At 38.7% G+C, this 20,089-nt stretch carries 18 protein-coding genes and 2 tRNA genes; 17 read left to right on the top strand and 3 right to left on the bottom strand.

The genetic code is table 11. The features are described from left to right. The first annotated feature begins 130 nt into the window (after positions 1-130). Positions 131-1,138, top strand: a complete 1,008-nt coding sequence (locus tag AC1EU2_RS01205) for an HAD-IIIC family phosphatase (RefSeq protein WP_480296159.1) — start codon at positions 131-133, stop codon at positions 1,136-1,138. Positions 1,139-1,163: 25 nt separating this feature from the next. Here the strand turns inward: AC1EU2_RS01205 and AC1EU2_RS01200 are convergent, their stop codons facing one another. Continuing rightward, on the bottom strand, positions 1,164-1,679 hold the full coding sequence (locus AC1EU2_RS01200) for a protein disulfide oxidoreductase (protein WP_480296158.1): 516 nt from the start codon (positions 1,677-1,679) through the stop codon (positions 1,164-1,166). 397 nt (positions 1,680-2,076) lie between these two features. Here AC1EU2_RS01200 and AC1EU2_RS01195 point away from each other — a divergent pair, with 397 nt between their 5' ends. The 6 genes from AC1EU2_RS01195 (at position 2,077) to secF (ending at position 7,888) form a co-directional block, all read left to right on the top strand. Further along, positions 2,077-2,250, top strand: coding sequence for a hypothetical protein (locus tag AC1EU2_RS01195; protein ID WP_480296157.1), 174 nt, complete (start codon positions 2,077-2,079; stop codon positions 2,248-2,250). A 66-nt stretch (positions 2,251-2,316) separates the two neighbouring features. Continuing rightward, positions 2,317-3,354, top strand: a complete 1,038-nt coding sequence (queA, locus tag AC1EU2_RS01190; RefSeq protein WP_480296156.1) for a tRNA preQ1(34) S-adenosylmethionine ribosyltransferase-isomerase QueA — start codon at positions 2,317-2,319, stop codon at positions 3,352-3,354. A gap of 108 nt (positions 3,355-3,462) precedes the next feature. After that, entirely contained in the window at positions 3,463-4,596 is a 1,134-nt protein-coding gene (gene tgt / locus AC1EU2_RS01185) for a tRNA guanosine(34) transglycosylase Tgt (RefSeq protein ID WP_480297051.1), read from the top strand. A gap of 133 nt (positions 4,597-4,729) precedes the next feature. Beyond that, entirely contained in the window at positions 4,730-5,062 is a 333-nt protein-coding gene (gene yajC, locus AC1EU2_RS01180; RefSeq protein WP_480296155.1) for a preprotein translocase subunit YajC, read from the top strand. A 17-nt stretch (positions 5,063-5,079) separates the two neighbouring features. Then, a complete protein-coding gene (secD, locus tag AC1EU2_RS01175; protein WP_480296154.1) occupies positions 5,080-6,927 on the top strand; it encodes a protein translocase subunit SecD in 1,848 nt (615 codons plus the stop codon). Positions 6,928-6,940: 13 nt separating this feature from the next. After that, positions 6,941-7,888 carry a protein translocase subunit SecF gene (secF, locus tag AC1EU2_RS01170; RefSeq protein ID WP_480296153.1) on the top strand — a complete coding sequence of 316 codons (948 nt, stop codon included), beginning with the start codon at positions 6,941-6,943 and terminating at the stop codon, positions 7,886-7,888. Positions 7,889-7,955: 67 nt separating this feature from the next. Here secF and rnt read toward each other — a convergent pair whose 3' ends face one another. After that, entirely contained in the window at positions 7,956-8,609 is a 654-nt protein-coding gene (gene rnt, locus AC1EU2_RS01165; RefSeq protein WP_480296152.1) for a ribonuclease T, read from the bottom strand. A gap of 145 nt (positions 8,610-8,754) precedes the next feature. Between rnt and AC1EU2_RS01160 the strand changes: the two genes are divergently transcribed. Continuing rightward, entirely contained in the window at positions 8,755-9,624 is an 870-nt protein-coding gene (locus tag AC1EU2_RS01160) for a flagellar protein MotY (protein ID WP_480296151.1), read from the top strand. A 39-nt stretch (positions 9,625-9,663) separates the two neighbouring features. Here the strand turns inward: AC1EU2_RS01160 and AC1EU2_RS01155 are convergent, their stop codons facing one another. Then, positions 9,664-13,890, bottom strand: a complete 4,227-nt coding sequence (locus AC1EU2_RS01155) for an ankyrin repeat domain-containing protein (protein ID WP_480296150.1) — start codon at positions 13,888-13,890, stop codon at positions 9,664-9,666. 652 nt (positions 13,891-14,542) lie between these two features. On the opposite strand from AC1EU2_RS01155, the gene ybgC reads away from it, so the two are divergent. The 9 genes from ybgC to AC1EU2_RS01110 all read left to right on the top strand — a co-directional run bounded on the left by ybgC (position 14,543) and on the right by AC1EU2_RS01110 (position 20,065). After that, complete coding sequence (gene ybgC / locus AC1EU2_RS01150) at positions 14,543-14,941, top strand: tol-pal system-associated acyl-CoA thioesterase (protein WP_480296149.1); 399 nt, start codon at positions 14,543-14,545, stop codon at positions 14,939-14,941. Then, on the top strand, positions 14,931-15,620 hold the full coding sequence (gene tolQ, locus AC1EU2_RS01145; protein ID WP_480296148.1) for a protein TolQ: 690 nt from the start codon (positions 14,931-14,933) through the stop codon (positions 15,618-15,620). Before ybgC ends, tolQ begins: the two co-directional genes overlap by 11 nt. Beyond that, entirely contained in the window at positions 15,620-16,054 is a 435-nt protein-coding gene (tolR, locus tag AC1EU2_RS01140; RefSeq protein WP_129947147.1) for a protein TolR, read from the top strand. The genes tolQ and tolR overlap by 1 nt, the downstream gene beginning before the upstream one ends. Further along, positions 16,055-16,993: a cell envelope integrity protein TolA gene (gene tolA, locus AC1EU2_RS01135; RefSeq protein ID WP_480296147.1), complete on the top strand. Its 939-nt coding sequence runs from the start codon at positions 16,055-16,057 to the stop codon at positions 16,991-16,993. Positions 16,994-17,033: 40 nt separating this feature from the next. Continuing rightward, positions 17,034-18,368, top strand: a complete 1,335-nt coding sequence (tolB, locus tag AC1EU2_RS01130; protein WP_480296146.1) for a Tol-Pal system beta propeller repeat protein TolB — start codon at positions 17,034-17,036, stop codon at positions 18,366-18,368. Between the two features lie 17 nt (positions 18,369-18,385). Beyond that, the gene (gene pal, locus AC1EU2_RS01125; RefSeq protein WP_480296145.1) at positions 18,386-18,925 is read left to right on the top strand and encodes a peptidoglycan-associated lipoprotein Pal; all 540 of its coding nucleotides are present in this window, start codon (positions 18,386-18,388) and stop codon (positions 18,923-18,925) included. A gap of 43 nt (positions 18,926-18,968) precedes the next feature. After that, complete coding sequence (ybgF, locus tag AC1EU2_RS01120; protein ID WP_480296144.1) at positions 18,969-19,712, top strand: tol-pal system protein YbgF; 744 nt, start codon at positions 18,969-18,971, stop codon at positions 19,710-19,712. Positions 19,713-19,878: 166 nt separating this feature from the next. Next, positions 19,879-19,954: transfer RNA gene (locus tag AC1EU2_RS01115), tRNA-Lys, on the top strand. A gap of 35 nt (positions 19,955-19,989) precedes the next feature. After that, positions 19,990-20,065, top strand: a tRNA-Lys gene (locus AC1EU2_RS01110). Positions 20,066-20,089 lie beyond the last annotated feature (24 nt).

Below are 20,089 nucleotides of genomic sequence, written 5' to 3'. Positions count from 1 at the left end.
TGCAGCTAACTATAATCTAATTCTAAATCCCCAGCTTGAAGTTGACCTTTAAAGTTAATCAGAATTAACCGGATAATTGTGGAGACTTAGTTTATGATAAAAAGCGTTGCTAGCTAAGTGTATTCATCTTATGTCTGCATTTCAAATTCAGGGAAAGTATGACTCAGGGCGGTTATCAGGAGTTGATGATGAAGAATATAAGCAGATATCAAACTATACTCTTATCCAAGAGCAGCAATCCTGTTTGGTTAATTTTTCTTCTCAATCTGCTTATCCTCAACTTCGTACTTATCGAGTAACGAGAGTTGGAAATAGTCTTAGCGTTCACCATGCTGTCTGGTGGCGCAGAGTTGGAGAATGGTTAGGGTTTGGTTCAGAAATTCCTCAGCAGTTTCAAGCAAAGTTAAATAAATTTTCAGTGGTAACGCTTATTACTACTGAAAACGAAGTCAAAACAAAACCTAACTTACGCACACATCATGAAAACGTGTTATCAATTGATACTGTTTATAACAATATCGACATGGACAAAAAAAGACCGTTGCTGGTTTTTGATGTTGATGAAACATTACTTTCGCTTCAAAATGAGTACACTCATGAAAAGGGCTGGCAAACTGACCCACACAAAGTAAGAGAACTTGAGCGAGGAAAATTTTTAAGCCTATTAGAAAGTTTAAAACAAAGAAAATATGATGCTAATATTATTTTACTTACAAATGGGCGTTGTACCTATGAGAAACTTAAAGCAATAGGTGTCGACGCCAAAGATTACAATTTAATCATTAATGAGGCTCATTCTACTAGTGACTCAAAAAAAGAGCTAAATAAAGGTAAGAGACTGATATCCCTTATCGAATCTAAAAATTTACAATTTGATGAAATACACTTTATTGATGATGAACCAATTAATTTAGAAGATGTAGCAAGCAGTGTCGCCCATTTAAATGTGAATTTGCATACATATAATATTATTCGTGATTGTTATATGAGCCATTTCAGGCGCTGGGTAAAAGCAGGTAATTCATTTAATAAGTATGGGTTTGATTCATTTTATCGTGATAGAAATAATCATAGTGCGTTGAAAACCCTTATCGTTAAGCGAATGTTGATGGAGAGGAGACGAAGGAGTGTACGTTAGGGTTGAGTCAAGTTTAATTGTTAACTCAGTAACTTGCTAACCATAACCTTAATCTTAACCCCCAGCTTGTTGTAGGCCCCTGAGTAGTCGAAGCTATCTTACCTTCAGTGTCAACGATAAAAATACTGGGTACTCCAGAAACACCCCATTTATGAGAGTAATATCCATTGCCATCATTTAAAGCATCAAAGGTTAGATCATGTGCTTCAAGGTACTCGTTAATTTCATCATCATTCCCCGAACTCACCGCAATAGAAATTACAGGATAATCTTGAGAAATGTTCTCTACCATTGGTGATGTGAAACGACAATAACCACACCATGTTCCCCAAAAATAGACAAGAGTTGGTTTAGCTAACGGGCTTTTTAGCGAGATACTTTTTCCAGTAGTTGAAATGGCATTGATCAGCGGAGCTTGCCCAGAGACCATGTTTCTTTGTATGAATAAACTAGCAGCAGTGAGAAGAATGATGAATATGGTAAAATCTCGAATTGTTTTTTTCCAAGAAATTTTAAAAAACCAGTTTGTAATGCTCTTCAACAGTCATTCCCATTAAAAATGAAGATATAAAGAATACTAAACGAGAAGTAATCACAGAAGTAGATTTTTAATTTATTCTAAAAGATTCCCAAAAGTTATAAGTGGTTTATTGGTCTGTTAAAGTTGCTTTAGATGGATTTTAATGCCAGTTAACGTTTATCTTGCAGTTTAAAGTGTTCGTAATGTGATTTTATAATGAATTACATATTTTTGTATGTTTTTTATTTGTTAAATTTAGTTGAATCAAATTGTAACCATAATGTATCATTTCCTTACTTTTTACCTTGTTATTAAGTCACTAAACTTTAACTAAATTAACTAAAGTTACCGCTAATTAGTGTCGCATTAACAAATTAAGCAAGTTTCTACTAATAATATTTATAAAGGCTCAAGGACGATGAAAAGTTTTTTTAAAAAGTTTTTTGGTAAAAAAGAAGAAAAAAGTCGACACGTAAAAATGTATGTCGATATCCCATTTCAAGAAATTCAATGCACACCTTTCGATTACTCAGCGTTTAATGTTGATAAAAAAGGCTCTGAAAAACAAGAGAAAGAAATACCTGATTCTTGATCTTAAAGCTTTCTGCCCCTAGACTAGCCGCCGTTTCATTAGGTTTATAGTTTTAGAGGCAGTTAAATGCGAGTTTCCGATTTTTCATTCGATCTCCCTGATGAGCTAATAGCTCGTTATCCTACAGAAAAGCGTACAGCGTCACGTCTACTTACCCTTGATGGTAATTCGGGTTGTGTTGCCGACAAGCATTTTACTGATCTTATTGATTCTATTGAGTCTGGTGACTTGATGGTATTCAACAATACTCGGGTCATTCCTGCACGTTTGTTCGGACAAAAATCTACAGGTGGTAAATTAGAGATCCTTGTGGAGCGCATGCTAGATGATAAGCGAATACTCGCTCATGTTCGCAGCTCTAAATCTCCGAAAGTAGATGCCATCATTAATTTAGATAATGATCATCATATGAAAATGCTGGCTCGTCATGATGCGTTGTTTGAACTTGAACTTCTAAGTGATAAAACTATTTTGGAAGTTTTAGAAGAGGTTGGGCATATGCCACTGCCTCCATATATCGATCGTCCAGATGAAGATTCAGATAAAGAGCGCTATCAAACGGTATACAACGAGACTCCTGGCGCTGTAGCAGCACCAACAGCAGGGTTGCATTTTGATGATGACACATTACAAAAATTAAAAGATAAAGGTGTAAACATCGCTTTTGTAACGTTGCACGTAGGCGCAGGTACGTTTCAACCTGTTCGTGTTGAAGATGTCGATGATCATGTCATGCATTCTGAGTGGGCGAATGTGCCTCAAGACGTAGTAGATCAAATAATAGCGACTAAAAAAGCTGGTAAACGAGTCATTGCTGTGGGCACGACCTCAGTTCGTTCACTAGAGAGTGCAGCGAAAGCAAATCATGGTAAAATAGCGGCCTTTAGTGCTGATACCGATATTTTCATTTATCCAGGTTATGAATTTAACGTTGTTGATGCCATGGTAACTAATTTCCATTTACCTGAATCAACATTGATTATGCTGATAAGTGCTTTTGCTGATCAACAAAATGTGATGAATGCCTATCAGCACGCAATTGAAGAAAAGTATCGTTTCTTCAGTTACGGTGACGCAATGTTTATCACTCGTAAAACAGCATAAAGAATTAGATTTGTGGCTGCCGTGAGCGGCCATAATTGTTTAATGGCGCAAAGCCAAACATAAAACGTCAGACTGTTTCTCTGGCTTAAGGTTGTAGTAAATATGAAAATGAAATTCGAGTTAGATAAAACTGAAGGCCGTGCTCGTCGCGGTCGTTTAGTCTTTGAACGTGGTACGGTTGAAACGCCAGCATTTATGCCTGTAGGTACGTACGGTACGGTTAAAGGTATGACGCCGGAAGAAGTACGTGAGACTGGTGCTGATATCCTGTTGGGTAATACTTTCCATTTGTGGCTTCGTCCTGGTGAAGAAATCATGCGCAGTCATGGTGACTTGCATGACTTTATGAACTGGCAACGTCCTATCTTGACGGACTCGGGCGGTTTCCAAGTATTCAGTTTAGGTGATATCCGTAAAATTACTGAAGAAGGTGTTCATTTTCGCTCGCCAATTGATGGCAGCAAGATCTTTATGGATGCTGAAAAGTCGATGCAAATCCAATATTCACTGGGTAGTGATGTAGTGATGATTTTCGACGAGTGTACACCATATCCGGCAACCCATGATGAAGCGCGTAAGTCAATGCAAATGTCTTTGCGTTGGGCGCAGCGCTCACGTGATGAGTTTGATCGTCAAGAAAACCCAAATAACTTGTTTGGTATCATTCAAGGTAGTGTTTATGAAGACTTGCGTGATGAAAGTTTAGAAGGTCTGGTAAACATCGGTTTTGATGGTTATGCGATAGGTGGCCTTGCGGTTGGTGAGCCAAAGCCTGATATGCACCGTATTCTTGAACACGTTTGCCCAAAAATCCCAGAAGAAAAACCTCGTTATTTAATGGGAGTCGGTAAACCAGAAGATTTAGTTGAAGGTGTTCGTCGTGGTGTGGATATGTTTGACTGCGTGATGCCAACTCGAAATGCGCGAAATGGTCACTTGTTCACAAGTGAAGGCGTAATTAAGATCCGGAACGCAAAACACAAAACTGATACCTCACCTTTGGATAAAAAATGTGATTGTTACACTTGTAAAAATTACACACGCGCATATCTATATCACTTAGACAAGTGTGGCGAAATCCTAGGTGCGCGATTAAACACCATTCACAACCTAAGATACTATCAAATGTTGATGGAAGGTTTGCGTGATGCTATCGACGCAGGTACATTAGATGACTTCGTTCACGAGTTTTACACCAGCCAAGGTCGGGAAGTTCCGGAAGTACCAGAGCTGAAAGATTAACGCTGAGTTTGTCGTACCAATTTAGGTTGGTATCCAGTAACTTTATTTTTTAAAGCGACTCGACTCCAGCATGTGCTGGAGTGACATTTAAAGCAAAATAAAATTTTAATAAAGAAAACGAAAAGAGAGACTTATGTTTATTTCAAATGCACACGCAGCTGCTGGCGCAGCACCACAATCAGGCGGAACGATGGAACTGGTATTCATGCTAGTGATGTTTGGTTTGATCTTCTATTTCATGATCTTCCGTCCACAGTCTAAGCGTGTTAAAGAACACAAAAACCTAATGAGCTCGATTTCTAAAGGTGATGAAGTACTTACTAACGGCGGTATTCTTGGCAAGATCGCTAAAATCAGCGATGACAGTGATTATGTATTGTTAGATTTAAACGATACGACTCAAATCACTATTAAGAAGGACTATATTGCAGCGGTATTGCCTAAAGGCTCTATTCAGTCGCTGTAAGCCAAGAGGGCTAATGCGTGTTAAATAAATATCCAATGTGGAAAAACATAATGGTGGTGTTATTTGCCGCCATTGGTTTGTTCTACGCTATGCCAAACCTTTACGGGGAAGACCCTGCAGTACAGGTTGTGGCAACTCGTGGCGCTAAAGTTACGGGTACCACTCTTGCAAACGTTAACGAGCTCCTACAAAAAAATGGCATTGAGGTTAAACGCTCAGAGCTGGCTAATGGTCAATTGTTGGTTCGTGTTGCGCATGCAGATGATCAATTAAAAGCAAAAGAACTTATCACTGATAATTTAAGTGACAAGTATACAGTTGCATTAAACCTTGCACCGGCAACACCTGAGTGGCTTGAGTCAATGGGTGGCAGCCCAATGAAGCTTGGTCTTGATTTACGTGGTGGCGTTCACTTCTTAATGGAAGTGGATATGAAAGAAGCCATTCGTAAAATGGAACAGTCTCAAGTTGCTGAATTCCGAACTCAACTTCGTCAAGAAAAAATTCGTTATTCAGGCGTTCGTCTTAAGCCTCGTGGTGTTGAAATTAAATTCCGCGATGCTGATATGCTGTCTAAAGCAGAGTTCTTCTTAAAGCGTACCAACAATGACATGGTATTCACTGATGTATCTACTGATACTCAACCCATGTTATTGGCTGTAATGAGTGAAAACTTTTTACGTCAAGTTCGTGAAGATGCGATTTCACAAAACATGACGACGATTCGTAACCGTGTTAATGAATTAGGGGTGACAGAACCTCTTGTTCAACGACAAGGTACCAATCGTATTATTGTTGAATTACCAGGTGTTCAGGACACCGCTCGTGCCAAAGAAATTCTGGGTGCGACGGCATCGATTGAATTCCGAATGGTTGACGAAAAAGCCGATGTAAACGCTGCTGTAGCTGGCCGAGTACCTGCAGGAAGCGTTCTTTATAAGCGTCGTACGGGTCAACCTGTTGTGCTTAAAAAGAAAGTGATGCTCACAGGTAATCACATTACTGATGCACAACCAAGCTTTGACGAATACAGCCGCCCTCAGGTGAGTATTGGTCTTGATGCGAAAGGTGGAACCATCTTCTCTCAAGTGACTCGTAAAAACGTTAATAAGCCGATGGCAACGTTATTCATCGAGTACAAAGACAGTGGCAAGCGTAATCCTGATGGTACGGTGAAGCTGAAAAAGATTGAAGAAGTTATTTCTGTTGCAACGATTAATGAACCATTAGGTCGTAAGTTCGTGATCAATGGTCTTGGACTGGAAGAAGCACAAGACTTAGCTCTGTTGTTACGTGCAGGTGCTCTGATTGCACCAGTTACCATCGTTGAAGAAAGAACAATTGGCCCAAGCCTTGGTCAAGAAAACATTGATAACGGCCTTCAAGCAATGCTTTGGGGTACAGCGATTGTTTTACTCTTTATGCTGATTTACTACCGTGCATTTGGTTTTATTGCCAACCTAGCGCTAGGACTAAACCTAGTGATGGTAGTTGGTGTAATGTCTATGTTAGGCGCTGTATTAACGCTTCCAGGTATTGCGGGTATGGTATTAACCATTGGTATGGCAGTAGATGGTAACGTGCTGATTTACGAGCGTATTCGTGAAGAGCTACGTGCTGGACGAAGCGTGCAACAAGCGATCAGTGAAGGTTACGGTAATGCGTTCTCAACCATCGCAGATGCGAACATCACGACGTTCCTAACAGCACTAATCCTATTCGCTATTGGTACTGGTGCGGTTAAAGGCTTTGCGGTTACCTTAATGATTGGTATTGCAACCTCTATGTTCACAGCAATTGTTGGTACTCGTTCAGTTGTAAATGCTATCTGGGGCGGTAAGCGTCAGAAGACGTTGAGCATCTAGGGAGAGATTGATTATGTTTCAAATTTTAAATTTTAAAGGCACGGTCAATTTCTTACGTCACGCTGTTCCAATCAGTATTTTGTCGATGGTGTTAATTGCAGCTTCGTTTGTGTCGCTTGCAACTAAAGGCATTAACTGGGGTTTGGATTTTACTGGCGGTACGGTTGTTGAGCTTGAGTTTGACCATGCGGTTGACTTAACAAAACTTCGTGCAAACCTTGATCATGAAAGTACTCAAGGTGCTGTTATTCAAAACTTTGGCTCTACTCGCGATGTGCTTATACGTCTTCAAGTTAAGGAAGGCGTTAAAAGCGACGTGCAAGTTGCTGAAGTAATGAAAGTGGCAAAAGTACTTGATGAAGGCGTGATTCAAAAACGTGTCGAATTCGTAGGCCCGCAAGTTGGTAAAGAGCTTGCTGAACAAGGTGGTCTTGCGGTTCTTATCGCACTGATTTGTATCCTTATTTACGTATCGTTCCGTTTCGAGTGGCGTTTAGCTGCTGGTTCTGTTGCGGCTCTTGGACACGACGTTATTGTAACTTTAGGTGTGTTCTCCGTATTACAGCTTGAATTTGATTTGACTGTACTTGCAGGTTTATTGACGGTTGTAGGTTACTCACTTAACGATACCATTGTTGTTTATGACCGTATTCGTGAAAACTTCTTGAAGATGCGAAAAGGCTCTTCTGAAGACGTTGTGAATACTTCCATTACTCAAACAATGAGCCGTACTGTAATTACTACATTAACGACGTTAATTACCGTAATCGCTTTGTTCTTGAAGGGCGGCGAAATGATCCATGGTTTTGCGACAGCATTGCTAATGGGTATTATCGTAGGTACTTATTCATCAATCTACGTGGCAAGTTACTTAGCGATTCGTTTAGGAATTAATCGCGAGCATATGATGCCAGTTGAGATTGAAAAAGAAGGTGCTGATCAGCCTTCTATGATGCCTTAACGGTTCTTTAGTACAGAAAAGCCACCTGTTAGGTGGCTTTTTAATGCCAGAAACTTAAGTACTGCTTTTAATCTTCAGAAGTTTCATTCGCTAATAGCGGCCAACCACCTAAGTTTTTCCACTTGTTGACGATGTGGCAAAAAAGCTCAGCGGTTCTTTCTGTATCATAAAGTGCTGAATGTGCCTCTTTATTATCGAAAGGAATACCTGCAAACTGACAAGCTTTCGCTAAAACGGTGTGACCTAAAGCGAGCCCAGATAGTGCTGCAGTATCAAAAGTAGCAAACGGGTGAAACGGTGTCCGCTTAATGCTATTTCTTTCTAAGGCTTTAGTTACAAATCCATGATCAAATGCTGCATTGTGCGCAACAATGATACTTCGATGACAGTCTGAAGCCTTTTGAGCTTTTTTAACCTCTTTGACTATCTCTTTGAATGCCGTTTTTTCATCAACTGCGCCACGAAGCGGATTTGTCGGGTCGATACCGTTAAAAGCCAATGCTTCAGGTTCTAGATTCGAACCTTCAAAAGGTTCTAGGTGATAATGCAAGGTTCTATCGAGAATCAGTTCGCCTTGCTCATCCATTTTTAATAACGTTACGGCAATTTCTAGAAGCGCATCTGTTTCTTTATTGAATCCCGCAGTCTCTACATCAATAACCACAGGAAAGTAGCCACGGAATCGATTTTTTAATAGGTTATGTTCTGCTATATCGCTCATTATCTGCCGATGTTTTATAAATCATTATTGCAACATATTATCTGTTATTGCTGCTTATGTGTCATGTGTGTTTGATTGTTTTATGTACTAAAGCTTCGAAAAAACTGGTCGATAACAAAAGTAATATCAAAAAAAGAGAAATATTATGCTGCGACGAATATTATTGACTGCTTTATGCTGTGCTCCGCTTACGGTGAGTGCAGAGCTTCGTCATTTCGTCGCATCTCTTGATAATTCTCAATGGCGGATCACGCAAAATAATCCAGTTTCTTGCCGTTTAGAGCATAATATTCCTATGTATGGCAATGCAGTTTTTTCTAGCCAAGCCAGTAAAAAGTTGAATTTAGACTTTATGCTAGAAATGTGGCGTAAACCAGAAAAGGTCACCAAGGCTGAATTGGTCAGTCGCGCTCCTATTTGGCGCCCTGGTATTCCAGATAAAAAACTCACTGAAATAACTTACCAAAGATATTTTAATGGTGAGGTACCAAAAGCTGAAGCTTGGACCATGCTTAATGAGTTGTCTAAAGGGATGCAGCCGACTTTCTATTATTCTGATTGGTATAATAAATTTGAACGAGTGGCAGTAGGGCTCTCTGCAGCGAATTTTCATCATAAATACAGTCAATTTCAGCGTTGTTTATCAAACTTATTGCCTTATTCATTCAATGATATTGCTTTTACAGTATTGAATTTTAAATCAAACAGTACTGAGTTAACTCGATTTTCAAAACAACAAATGGATCGCATTCAAGAATATTTATCCTATGAACCTGAAGTTGAGCTGGTTTTAGTGGATGCTTATACCGACAGTTATGGTGGTCGAAGCGCCAATAAACGAGTTTCTACACGACGTGCAGATTTGATCAAAAAGTATTTAATGGAAAGCGGTATTCAACAAAATAGAATCGTAACAAAAGGTCATGGTGAAGAAAGGCATATTGCTGCCAACGATACGCTAGCCTCTAGGGCCAAAAACCGTCGTGTAATTATTCAAATAAATAAAAACGGTTAGTTTTATCGTTAATGATCAAATTTTATTTAAATTTGAAGACTAAGGGTTAAAGTTTGGAAACTTTTTCCATATCGCATAGCGAAAAAGATTATAGTCTAAGTTATAAACTCTTGTTTTCAATGTGTTAAATGCATGCTTCTCGACTTCTTTTTTGTTTGTGAAATTGCCACGTTTTAGAGTCGATAATTCATCACTTATTTTATCAGCTTTGCTGAATAAAACACTTAAGCATTTAGTGTGCTGCAATAGTTCTAGCCCAGCCTTATATGAGCCGTTTATTGCACAAATTGCTAATGGTACATAGGCTAAATCACCATGGTTATATGGTCCAACGTCCTGTGCTACAGATAATGCAATCAATTGCCTAACCATATCTTCAGAGTCATTAAATGCCGCTATATGCAGACATGTATATCCTGCCCACCCTGAGTCGTTTGTTATTGCTGAATCAAGCATAGATTTATCAAACGCCTGAATGGCATGCAGTGAATTATGTATTGTTGCTATATGAGCAGAATTGAATCCTTTATCATTGATTTGTAATGCGCCGTTAAAGTTCACTAATAGCATACAAACATCTTTTTTGTCTAAGCTTGCGGCAAACATTAATGGTGTATAACTAAAGTAAGTAGAGGAAGGTGCATTAATGGCTTCAGTAAACAAGCTTGTGTGTATTCTCATTACTTTAAGCGCTTCAATAGAGTTATTTTCGACCGCAACATGCGCAGCAGTTAAACCCTCCTCAGTTCTGTGAGTTAACTCTTCTGGGCAATTAGTGATTATTGCTTCAACGGTTTTTGAATGATTAAGTTTAGCAGCCATCATGAATGGATTAAATTTCGATGAACGATTGAAGCATTCTTTAATATAAGATTGCGGTAGCTGTTTAATCACTCGTTCTGAGTCATGTTCAGAAGCTAGCATTACAAGGTTAATACTTTTATCTTGAAGAAGAGCTGAAAATTGTTTTTTATATTGACACCTTTCCAATAAAAACTTAACCATTTCGCCTCGGTTGTTTTCGACTGCAGTACAGAGAAGTCCTTTTAAATCTTGCGCAGTAGTTGAATGCATTACTCCTCTTTGAAAAGCTGCTTCAGCGAACTTAATTTGCCCTGAAGCAACAGCGAAATGAAGTGAGTTTTTACCATTAGGATTAGATGATAGCGCTTGAATGTTAGCTCTCTTTTTGGCTAAGGCATCAAAAACTTCCACATTGCCGTTAGTTGCAGCGATATGCATTGGGATAATGCCATTATTATCTCTGGCAGAAATTTGTTCAACGCTCGCATCTTTGCAAAGCTCTTTAAAATAAAAGCCTGATGCAGCTGCTAAATGAAAAATGCTCAGGTGTTGCTCACCATAACGTTTATCTAAATCTGTATGTTCCAAGGCTTTAGTTAAGTACTCACCTTGGTATGCAGTTGGTGAGCTACATATTGCAGCCATAAGGGGCTTATCTTTGCTAACTGGCAACGAAAAATCAAAATCAGAACAACTTGCTAGACATAGATCTATCATTTGAAATTGACCGAGTGTTAGTGCTAACCCAATGGGGGTTTCATTATTATTATCTTCTGAATGGAGAAGGTCTTTTGATTTGTCTAGAAGTATTCGGATAACACTTTCTTTTCCTTCAGCGACTGCTAAATGCAAGCCACTCCTACCTGTTTGTGCCTCGCAAGCACTTAGATCTAAGTGTGAACAATTAAGTAGCTCGGATACAAACGTTCCTTTTCCTGTTTTACAAACCATGAGCAAAGGCGACAGGCCATTACTATCAAAATGGTTGATAAGTTCATCTTCTGTATCCAGAGGAATTAATCTTTTTAAAATTTCTGTTTCTTCGCAGTTACATGCAAGATGAAATGCAGTTTGATAAGAGTCATCTTTGTCTTCAATGACTGTTGGGCAGTGTTTTAAAAACCATTCAGCTTGCTCTTCGCTGCTGTCAGTGATTGTTCTTAAAAAGGCAGTGCTACCATTCACTTTTTCTCGACAACTTTCTTTAAAGTTTTTGAAAAACCTTAATGGTTCTAAATACTCAGTTGTCTTGTGTTTAATAGCTTGATGAATCAGTCCAGAGAGTGCTGAATTGCTTTGCTCTATTTTATCTTTTGCAAGATTGACGAGTATTTTATAACATTTAAATTTATTGCCTTTGATGGCGTCGTCAATGCTTTCAAGATAGAGAGTATCATCTAGCTTTTTATCTAGGCCATTGTCATGGAGTAATGAGATTAGAGCAGGGTTATCATCCTGAATAGCTATATTCCACACTGTTTTTAAATCAGGCTCACTTGCATTAGCTCTGAGTAATTCAACGTTTAGATTTAATAGTTCAGAGCTGTTGAATTTTAATAAACGATTGATGAAGCTATCTTTGATGAGTTTCGACAGTGGCTCATCAAAGTATGATAACTTAGGTGTAATCATTTCCATTTGAGCTTGTAACTCATCAAGTGTTTGAGCACTCTCCAAGTTTTGACAGAACTGCTTATGAATATCCGAGATAAAGTTTAAGTTTTTTCCTAATGTTGAAGTGATTAAATCTTTAGTTTCCAGAAGTTCGATTATTTGTTTTAGTTCTTGATTATCTTTTTGGTTTATTATGCCTTTAAACCTTGCTTGGTGTTTCTCGCAAATAGTCTTATATTTTTCTGTGTCTTGAATACAAAAATTAGGAATAGATACCAACGAGGAAATTTCGCTCTCAACATTCTCGAAGCCCTCAATCTCTTTGCATAAGTGATTGAAACAAAGTTCTTGTATATGTGTACAGAGAATTTGAGATTGTATAGGTAACTGTTCAGCAATCTTTTGAATATCTTGTGAACTAACATGTTGAATATCTAAAAAATCTTTAATTGCAGTGAATAACGTACTTTGCAATTCTGTATTTGAAAATGAATCGTGTCCTATACCTTGTAATAGCCTTACAAGTCTATGAAACTTATTTTGAGACTCATTTTTTTCATTTTCAATTGCTTTTAACTTTACTATAAAGTTTTCTGATTCAATGATCTGCGCAAGCTCTAAAAAATCAAAATCTATCTCTGGTGGAAACCCTTTAACGTATGTACTCTTTTTTCTCTCTTTAAAATGATGAAACAGCATAGATTTTATTTCCTGCACGACAGTTTCAGGAAGCTCTGTGGCATCATTCAACTCTCTTAGGTATTCAGAGAGAGAGGTCGAATCATGTACCTGAAGAAGCAAGTGCCTATGAAATAAGAGCTGATGTTTGTTACTCGCATTTTGTAATGAGGGCTTTTTTAAAGCATCAACCGTTAAGTGTTTACAAGGCTCTGCTTGCTGCAAATATCCTTCTAAGAAAACAGTGTTTGAGAGACAAAGAACTCCAACTTTTTCTTGTTGGAATTGAACACAATTTTCATCATCCGGTTTTAATAGCGGACAAGCTCGATTGATGAGTAAAGGGAATAAAAGTTTTGCTATGTTTCGTGGTTTTATTAGCGTCTCGTTTGGGACGAAATCACCACGGTTAATAGGTAGAATTGTTAGACAGTCTTCGTGGTTCGTTGACTCAGATAATCTAAGCAGTTCTATTTTTTTTATGTTCTCATCTAAATTTTCATCCGAAATGGATTTACTCAAATTCATTGAAGCAAACAAAAATAAAGAACCAGGGGACATAACATCCGAAAGTATTTCGCCAAATCGTTCTGTAGGTGTTATTCCCAAGTCATCAATTAAAACCTTCTCTGAAGATATTGGGTAGCCAAAATACAATGCTATTTTATCCAATTGATCATCTGAGATATCATCGGTAAATTTCTTTCTAAAAGTTGTTTTGGCTTCTTTGAGGAGTTGTGCTTCTGCAAGCTCTAGGTGCTCACTAAGTTTAACTCTATTAAAGTTTAAGATAACGACAAGTCTTTGCAGTTCGACAGTGGGTTCTTTCCTTTCCAATAGCTTAGATAACTCAGTGAGAACTTCTATTTTTTTTTGTTCTTCAACTTCTGTCGAAGAAAGTAGTGAATTTAAAAGATCTAACTGAATCTTTAATTCACGATACTGAGCAGAAACAGTTGATAAATTATGTATGTGTAAATAAAGCTTATCAGCCAAGTTTAAGTGTTGAGGTTGATAAGTACTAAAATGTGATTCCAATGTGGTTTTTAGGATAAGTAATTCTGAGTCAATGTTAGTCAGAGAATATTCTTCACATCCCCCATATTTATCTGTACACATTAACCAAGCATCATCATTAGATTGAGTTACGCTGATGTCTGCTGAAGCCATTAGTAAACCGAATCAATTTCATATTAGGAAAAATGATAACTTAATCAATTCAATAGACGTTAATTAATGATTATTAATCATATAGACAAAAAAAAGCCCGCTTAAAGTAAGCGGGCAAAGTAATGCACAATACAATCAACAAATTGAAGGTAGGGAAGTCAGTATAAAAGAACCAGGGAAATCAGCCGTGCTTGGCACACCTGACAAATGTTCTTGTCTTCATAACTTGCTTATTCAGCGAGTCCTTCCTGAAAACGAGTGCATTTTATTGCTGATTTGGCTATTCAACAAGCGAGAAAAATTATACATGTAGATTAGAAAAACTAATCCATAAGCGTTGTGTTTAATTTTAGTGTTCGCCTTCAACCATTGATAATAAAGGCTTTTATTGTTAACTGCATAATTAATCACTTCTGGTTGTTATTAATTTAATTTGTGTTGTAGGTGGTGAGTTTTGTATTTTGAATAGAGCGCTAATTTACATGCAAAAAAATAACATTCAAATAAAAATAAGAAGCAAAAATAAGCATTATCAGTCCAGAAGGAACTAACTCTTCAAAATGCACCATTAATCTCAGCAGAATCAATTCACAAAGTGCACTGCAATAGGTATAGTTAACGTTTTATTTTTTAAGATTCTTTATTGGGTTTTATGTTTTCTTGGCCTATTTCCGTTTATTACGAAGACACTGATGCAGGTGGTGTTGTATATCATTCGAATTATTTAAACTTTTTTGAACGCGCACGAACAGAATGGTTTAAAAGTTTTGGTATAAGTCAGAGTGAGTTGCTCAAGCAAGACATCGCATTTGTTGTTAAACGTTGTGATATTGATTTTAAAGTTGCAGCAAAGTTTGAACAAAATCTAATTGTGGTGTCTAAGATTACAGAAATGAAAAAAGCTTCAGTGATATTCCAACAGTCTTTAGTTGATGACAGCGGAAAATGTTACTGTGAAGCTTCTGTAGTTGTTGCTTGTATCGCATTATCGAAAATGCGCCCAAAAGCAATCCCACAAAATATCGTTCAGGAGTTAATGAGTGCACGCTGATATTTCTTTTTTAGGCTTGTTTTTACAAGCGAGTTTACTTGTAAAGTTGGTAATGCTTACCCTTTTAGCTTTATCAGTAATGTCTTGGGCTGTCATTATTCAACGTCGAAGATTATTAACTTCAGCTAAAAAACATTCTAGACAATTTGAAGATCGATTTTGGTCTGGAGTTGATCTAAATAATCTCTTTAAAGAGCTTTCTGCGAGAGGTGATGATAACAAAGGTATGGGGAATTTATTTGTTACTGGTTTTAAAGAATATTCACGTTTAATGAAGATCAGTGGCAATATGCCTGAAGCGGTAATGGATGGCACCGGCAGAGCCATGCGCGTTTCACTGTCTCGTGAAATTGACCAGCTCGAAACTCATTTACCGCTATTAGCAACCATTGGTTCAACCAGCCCTTACATTGGTCTTTTTGGGACAGTTTGGGGGATCATGAATTCCTTTATTGCGCTAGGTGCAGTCGAAAACGCAACATTGGCTATGGTAGCTCCTGGTATTGCTGAAGCTTTGATTGCAACAGCAATGGGCTTATTTGCAGCGATTCCTGCCGTTATTGCTTATAACCGTTTTACGACTCATGTTGAAAAGTTGGAAATGTCATATGTAAACTTTATGGAAGAGTTTTCAAGCATTCTTCATCGTCAAGCCTATAGCAAGAAGGAGCAGGCTTAATGCAGGTATATCAACGTAAGCGCCGTCGGCCGGTCGCTGAAATCAATGTGGTGCCGTACATTGATGTAATGTTGGTACTGTTGATTATTTTCATGGTTACTGCGCCAATTGTGAGTCAAGGTGTAAAAGTGGATTTACCTTCAGCTAAGGCAGAAGTGTTGCCAGCTGACAGTAAGCCGCCGATTGTTGCCTCTATTGATGCACAAGGTGATTATTTTTTAAGTGATGGTGACGGAGCTGCAAGTGCTCCGAAAACATTAGAAAGTATTGCTATTTCAGTTGCTGCACTTATACAAATTGAACCAGAAAGACCAGTGGTTGTGAAAGCTGATAAAAATATTCCTTACGATCGTGTTATTCAATTGATGACAACATTACAAGGTGCAGGTGTGCCATCTGTAGGACTTATGACTGATTCTCCGGAGGAGAAATAGATGGCAGAAAAGTCTTCATTTTCAGTCCCTTTAATTGTCTCTTTAGTCGTTCATGTCGGTGTTATTGCCGCATTAGCTGTAAGTGTGAACTTTGACGAGAAGCCGAAAGCACTTCCACAAGCTGCTTCTGCTCCTGCAATAAAAGCTGTTGTAGTGAGTCAACAAGACGTTGAGGAACAAGTTGCTAAGATTCGCAAACAAAAAGCTGACGCTGCACAGAAAGAACGTGATCGCCAAGCTGAAGTTAAGCGAAAGCTTGATGAAGCAAGAAAAGCACGTGAACAAGAGCAGAATAAAATTAAAAAGCTTGAACAACAGCGCAAGCAGAAACAAAATGAGGCAGATAAAGCGGCGGCTGCAGCTAAAGCGGCTAAGTTAAAGCAGCAGCAAGAGAAGCAAAAAGCGGCTCAAGCTGAAAAACAGCGCAAGCAAAAAGAGCAAGAGCGTCGTGTTGCAGAGAAAGCAGCCAAAGCAGCTGCAGATAAACGCAAACGCGAAGAAGCAGCAGCAAAAAAAGCGGCAGATGAACGTAAACGTAAAGAAGCTGCTGAGCGCAAACGAAAAGAAGATGCCGCACGTAAAGCCCAGCAAGAAAAAGAGCTTGCAGATGCATTAGCGCAAGAACAAGCGTCGCTTAATAAAACGAGAAGCCGACAAGTATTAAGTGAAGTTGAAAAGTACAAGGCGCTTATTTCACAAACAATTCAGCGTAATCTTGTGATCGATCAATCGATGCAAGGTAAAAGTTGCCGTGTAAACATTCGCTTAGCTCAAGACGGTTTTGTCATTTCTGCAAATGTTCTTGGTGGAGATACCATTGTTTGTAGGGCTGCAAAAGCAGCTATTTCGAAAGCGGGTCGATTACCGGTTTCGCCAGATGCGAATGTTTATAACGAGATGAAAGATATAAATTTAAAAGTTTCACCTGAAATAAATTAGTTATATTTTTGAAATTACGAGATTTCAATTGAGGATCGATATGAAAACACTTGGGAAGTGGCTATTTTTATTTGCTGTTGTTATTACAGCTCCAGCAAAAGCTGCATTAGATATTGTTATTACCGATGGTGTTGATGCAGCAAGACCCATTGCTGTTATGCCATTTGTTTGGGATGGACCCGGTCAAGCGCCGCAACAGTTAGCGGACGTAGTTAAATCTGATTTAACACGTAGTGGCACCTTTAGTCCTCTTAATAGCTTATCATTACCACAAGCGAACATTAGCAGTATTGCCGATTTTCGCAGCAGTCAGTGGGCGAATGTGGAAGCAGAAGCACTTTTAGTCGGTCATATTAAACCGTATGGTAATGATCAGTATCAAGTTAACTTTCAGTTGATTGATTTGATCAAGTCGCAGCTACCACAAGATAAAAAACTATTGAATCCACAAGATTTAATACTTGATAGTAGCGAAGTGCTGATCTCTGAAAAACAGTTTCGTTCATATGCTCATATGATCAGTAACAGAGTTTATGAGAAACTCACGGGTATCCGCGGTGCATTCTTAACTCGAATTGCTTATGTTGTTGTCGATAGAAGCCAGCCATCACCATATCAGCTCATGATTGCTGATTATGATGGTTATAATGAAACCATGTTACTACGTTCTAAGGAGCCATTAATGTCTCCAACGTGGTCACCAGATGGCCGTAAATTAGCTTATGTTTCGTTTGAAAACCGTAAAGCTGAAATTGTTATCCAAGATATTTTTACTCAGCAGCGCCAAGTTGTAAGTAGTTTCAAGGGTATCAATGGAGCACCGAGTTTCTCGCCAGACGGCAAAAAACTCGCTGTGACGCTTTCAAAAGACGGACAGCCGGATATTTATATTTTAGATATTGCAACCAAGCGTTTACGTAGAATTACGAATCATTATGCCATTGATACTGAAGCATCTTGGTACCCTGATGGTAAATCGTTAGTATTTACCTCTGAAAGGGGAGGTAGACCACAGCTTTACAAAGTGAATTTAGTATCAGGCAAAATAAGTCGTCTTACTTTTGAGGGTGAATGGAATCTTGGTGGTGAAGTTACACCAGACGGTCAAAGTATGGTGTTTGTAAACCGCACTAACGGCAAGTTTCATATCGCTAGAATGGATTTGAAAACCCGATTTATACAGGTTTTGACCAAAACTCATTTGGATGAGTCACCGAGTATTGCGCCTAACGGCACTATGGTAATATATGGTACAGTATTCCAAGGAAAGCAGGTTCTCGCAGCCGTGTCTATGGATGGTCGCTTTAAAGCAAGATTGCCAGTCGGTCAGGGTGAAGTAAAATCTCCAGCCTGGTCACCATTTTTACAATATTAATTTAAAAGGAACAGATGATGGATCTGAATAAGACGTTAAAAGCTATGTTAGTAGCACTACCAGTTTTAGCGATCAGTGCATGTAGCTCGACTTCTGACTCAGAGTCAGCTCATGGAGCTGGTACAAATGGTACTAACGGCACTGAAATAAGCGGTAACGGTGTTGAAACCGGCAGTGCAAATGCGATTCTGACTCCAGAAGAAAGACAAGCAAAGCAAGAAGCTGAGCTTCGTCAAGAAAATATAATTTTCTTTAAGTTCGACCGTAGCGAAATCCAAGGTCGTTATGCTGATATTTTACAAGCTCATGGTAACTATCTTCTTGAGCACCCAAACGTAAAAGTGCTTATTGAAGGACACACTGATGAGCGTGGTACTCCAGAGTACAACATCGCACTGGGTGAGCGTCGTGCTAAGTCTGTAATGAAGTACCTACAAGGTATGGGTGTTCAGCTAAGCCAAATGAGTGTTGTGAGCTATGGTGAAGAAAAACCGCTTGATGATTCACACACTGAAGCTGCATTCTCTAAAAACCGTCGTGCAGTTTTAGTTTACTAATACACTTAATCAAAACTGATTAAAGTAAGTCAGGAGTGACATAATGAAAAAAGCCGTATTACTTACGGCAATTTTCCTAAGCGTAGGCGCAGCACATGCTGCGCCTTCGCCTGTTGAGGATATTGCTGGTGGATCAAGTAATGATCGCCTTGCTCGTTTAGAACGAATTGTAAAAGCTCGCCAACAAGGATCTTTAGAAACACAGCAACGCTTGGAGCAGTTGCAACGTGAAGTACAAGATTTACGAGGTTTGAATGAGCAGCAGGCTTATCAAATTGAGCAAATGCTACAACGTCAACGTCAGCTTTATGATGAACTTTCGAAGTTACAGGCTCAACCTGCTACTTCAACGGTTTCAACTTCGGCAGAAACCATAACGAATACAAATGATGTTGCTACATCCACTACTTTATCTGAGACAGATAGCTACCAAAGAGCGGTTAATTTGGTTTTGAAGTCAAGAAAGTATGATGAAGCTATCCCTGCATTTCAAGAGTTCATAAAAACCTACCCAGATTCATCTTATGCCGCTAATGCGAATTATTGGTTGGGGCAGTTGTTGTTCAATAAAGGACAACTCAAAGAAGCTAAGTCAGCGTTTCAAACTGTAATTAACAAGCATTCAGATTCTAGCAAGAGTCCTAACAGTATGATGAAACTTGGCAAAATTGCTGAACAGCAAAATGATAAAGCACTCGCAGCACGATATTATCGCCGTGTATTAAATGAGTATCCAAAAAGCTCAGATGCCATCCTAGCTAAAAAAAGCTTAGCCTCTCTTAAATAAATTGTGATCTTGAAGCGCTTTTTTGCTCTTCAAGATTAGAAAAAATGCAGGCTTAGGCTGTTTTTCGGCCAAACAAAAAAAAAACCGATTATTGCACTTGCATGAGAAATGGAAAACGGTATTATAGGCGCCCTCAGCACGGCATGGCCGAGTTGAGATAAAAAGTGGGTCGTTAGCTCAGTCGGTAGAGCAGTTGGCTTTTAACCAATTGGTCGAAGGTTCGAATCCTTCACGACCCACCATTTCTTGAACCATTCAGGAATTAAAACTAAAAGATGGGTCGTTAGCTCAGTCGGTAGAGCAGTTGGCTTTTAACCAATTGGTCGAAGGTTCGAATCCTTCACGACCCACCACTTCTTGAACCATTCAGGAATTAA

It is taken from the genome of Parashewanella sp. 2304DJ23-3, from assembly GCF_056591695.1.
This window is presented reverse-complemented; position numbering and strand designations above follow the sequence as displayed.

Excerpts from the sequence above, each read along its gene's own strand:
- AC1EU2_RS01205 (WP_480296159.1), top strand. The coding sequence starts at position 131 with ATGTCTGCATTTCAAATTCAGGGAAAGTATGACTCAGGGCGGTTATCA.
- AC1EU2_RS01195 (WP_480296157.1), top strand. The coding sequence starts at position 2,077 with ATGAAAAGTTTTTTTAAAAAGTTTTTTGGTAAAAAAGAAGAAAAAAGT.
- queA (WP_480296156.1), top strand. The coding sequence starts at position 2,317 with ATGCGAGTTTCCGATTTTTCATTCGATCTCCCTGATGAGCTAATAGCT.
- tgt (WP_480297051.1), top strand. The coding sequence starts at position 3,463 with ATGAAATTCGAGTTAGATAAAACTGAAGGCCGTGCTCGTCGCGGTCGT.
- yajC (WP_480296155.1), top strand. The coding sequence starts at position 4,730 with ATGTTTATTTCAAATGCACACGCAGCTGCTGGCGCAGCACCACAATCA.
- secF (WP_480296153.1), top strand. The coding sequence starts at position 6,941 with ATGTTTCAAATTTTAAATTTTAAAGGCACGGTCAATTTCTTACGTCAC.
- rnt (WP_480296152.1), bottom strand. The coding sequence starts at position 8,609 with ATGAGCGATATAGCAGAACATAACCTATTAAAAAATCGATTCCGTGGC.
- AC1EU2_RS01160 (WP_480296151.1), top strand. The coding sequence starts at position 8,755 with ATGCTGCGACGAATATTATTGACTGCTTTATGCTGTGCTCCGCTTACG.
- AC1EU2_RS01155 (WP_480296150.1), bottom strand. The coding sequence starts at position 13,890 with ATGGCTTCAGCAGACATCAGCGTAACTCAATCTAATGATGATGCTTGG.
- ybgC (WP_480296149.1), top strand. The coding sequence starts at position 14,543 with ATGTTTTCTTGGCCTATTTCCGTTTATTACGAAGACACTGATGCAGGT.
- tolR (WP_129947147.1), top strand. The coding sequence starts at position 15,620 with ATGCAGGTATATCAACGTAAGCGCCGTCGGCCGGTCGCTGAAATCAAT.
- tolA (WP_480296147.1), top strand. The coding sequence starts at position 16,055 with ATGGCAGAAAAGTCTTCATTTTCAGTCCCTTTAATTGTCTCTTTAGTC.
- tolB (WP_480296146.1), top strand. The coding sequence starts at position 17,034 with ATGAAAACACTTGGGAAGTGGCTATTTTTATTTGCTGTTGTTATTACA.
- pal (WP_480296145.1), top strand. The coding sequence starts at position 18,386 with ATGGATCTGAATAAGACGTTAAAAGCTATGTTAGTAGCACTACCAGTT.
- ybgF (WP_480296144.1), top strand. The coding sequence starts at position 18,969 with ATGAAAAAAGCCGTATTACTTACGGCAATTTTCCTAAGCGTAGGCGCA.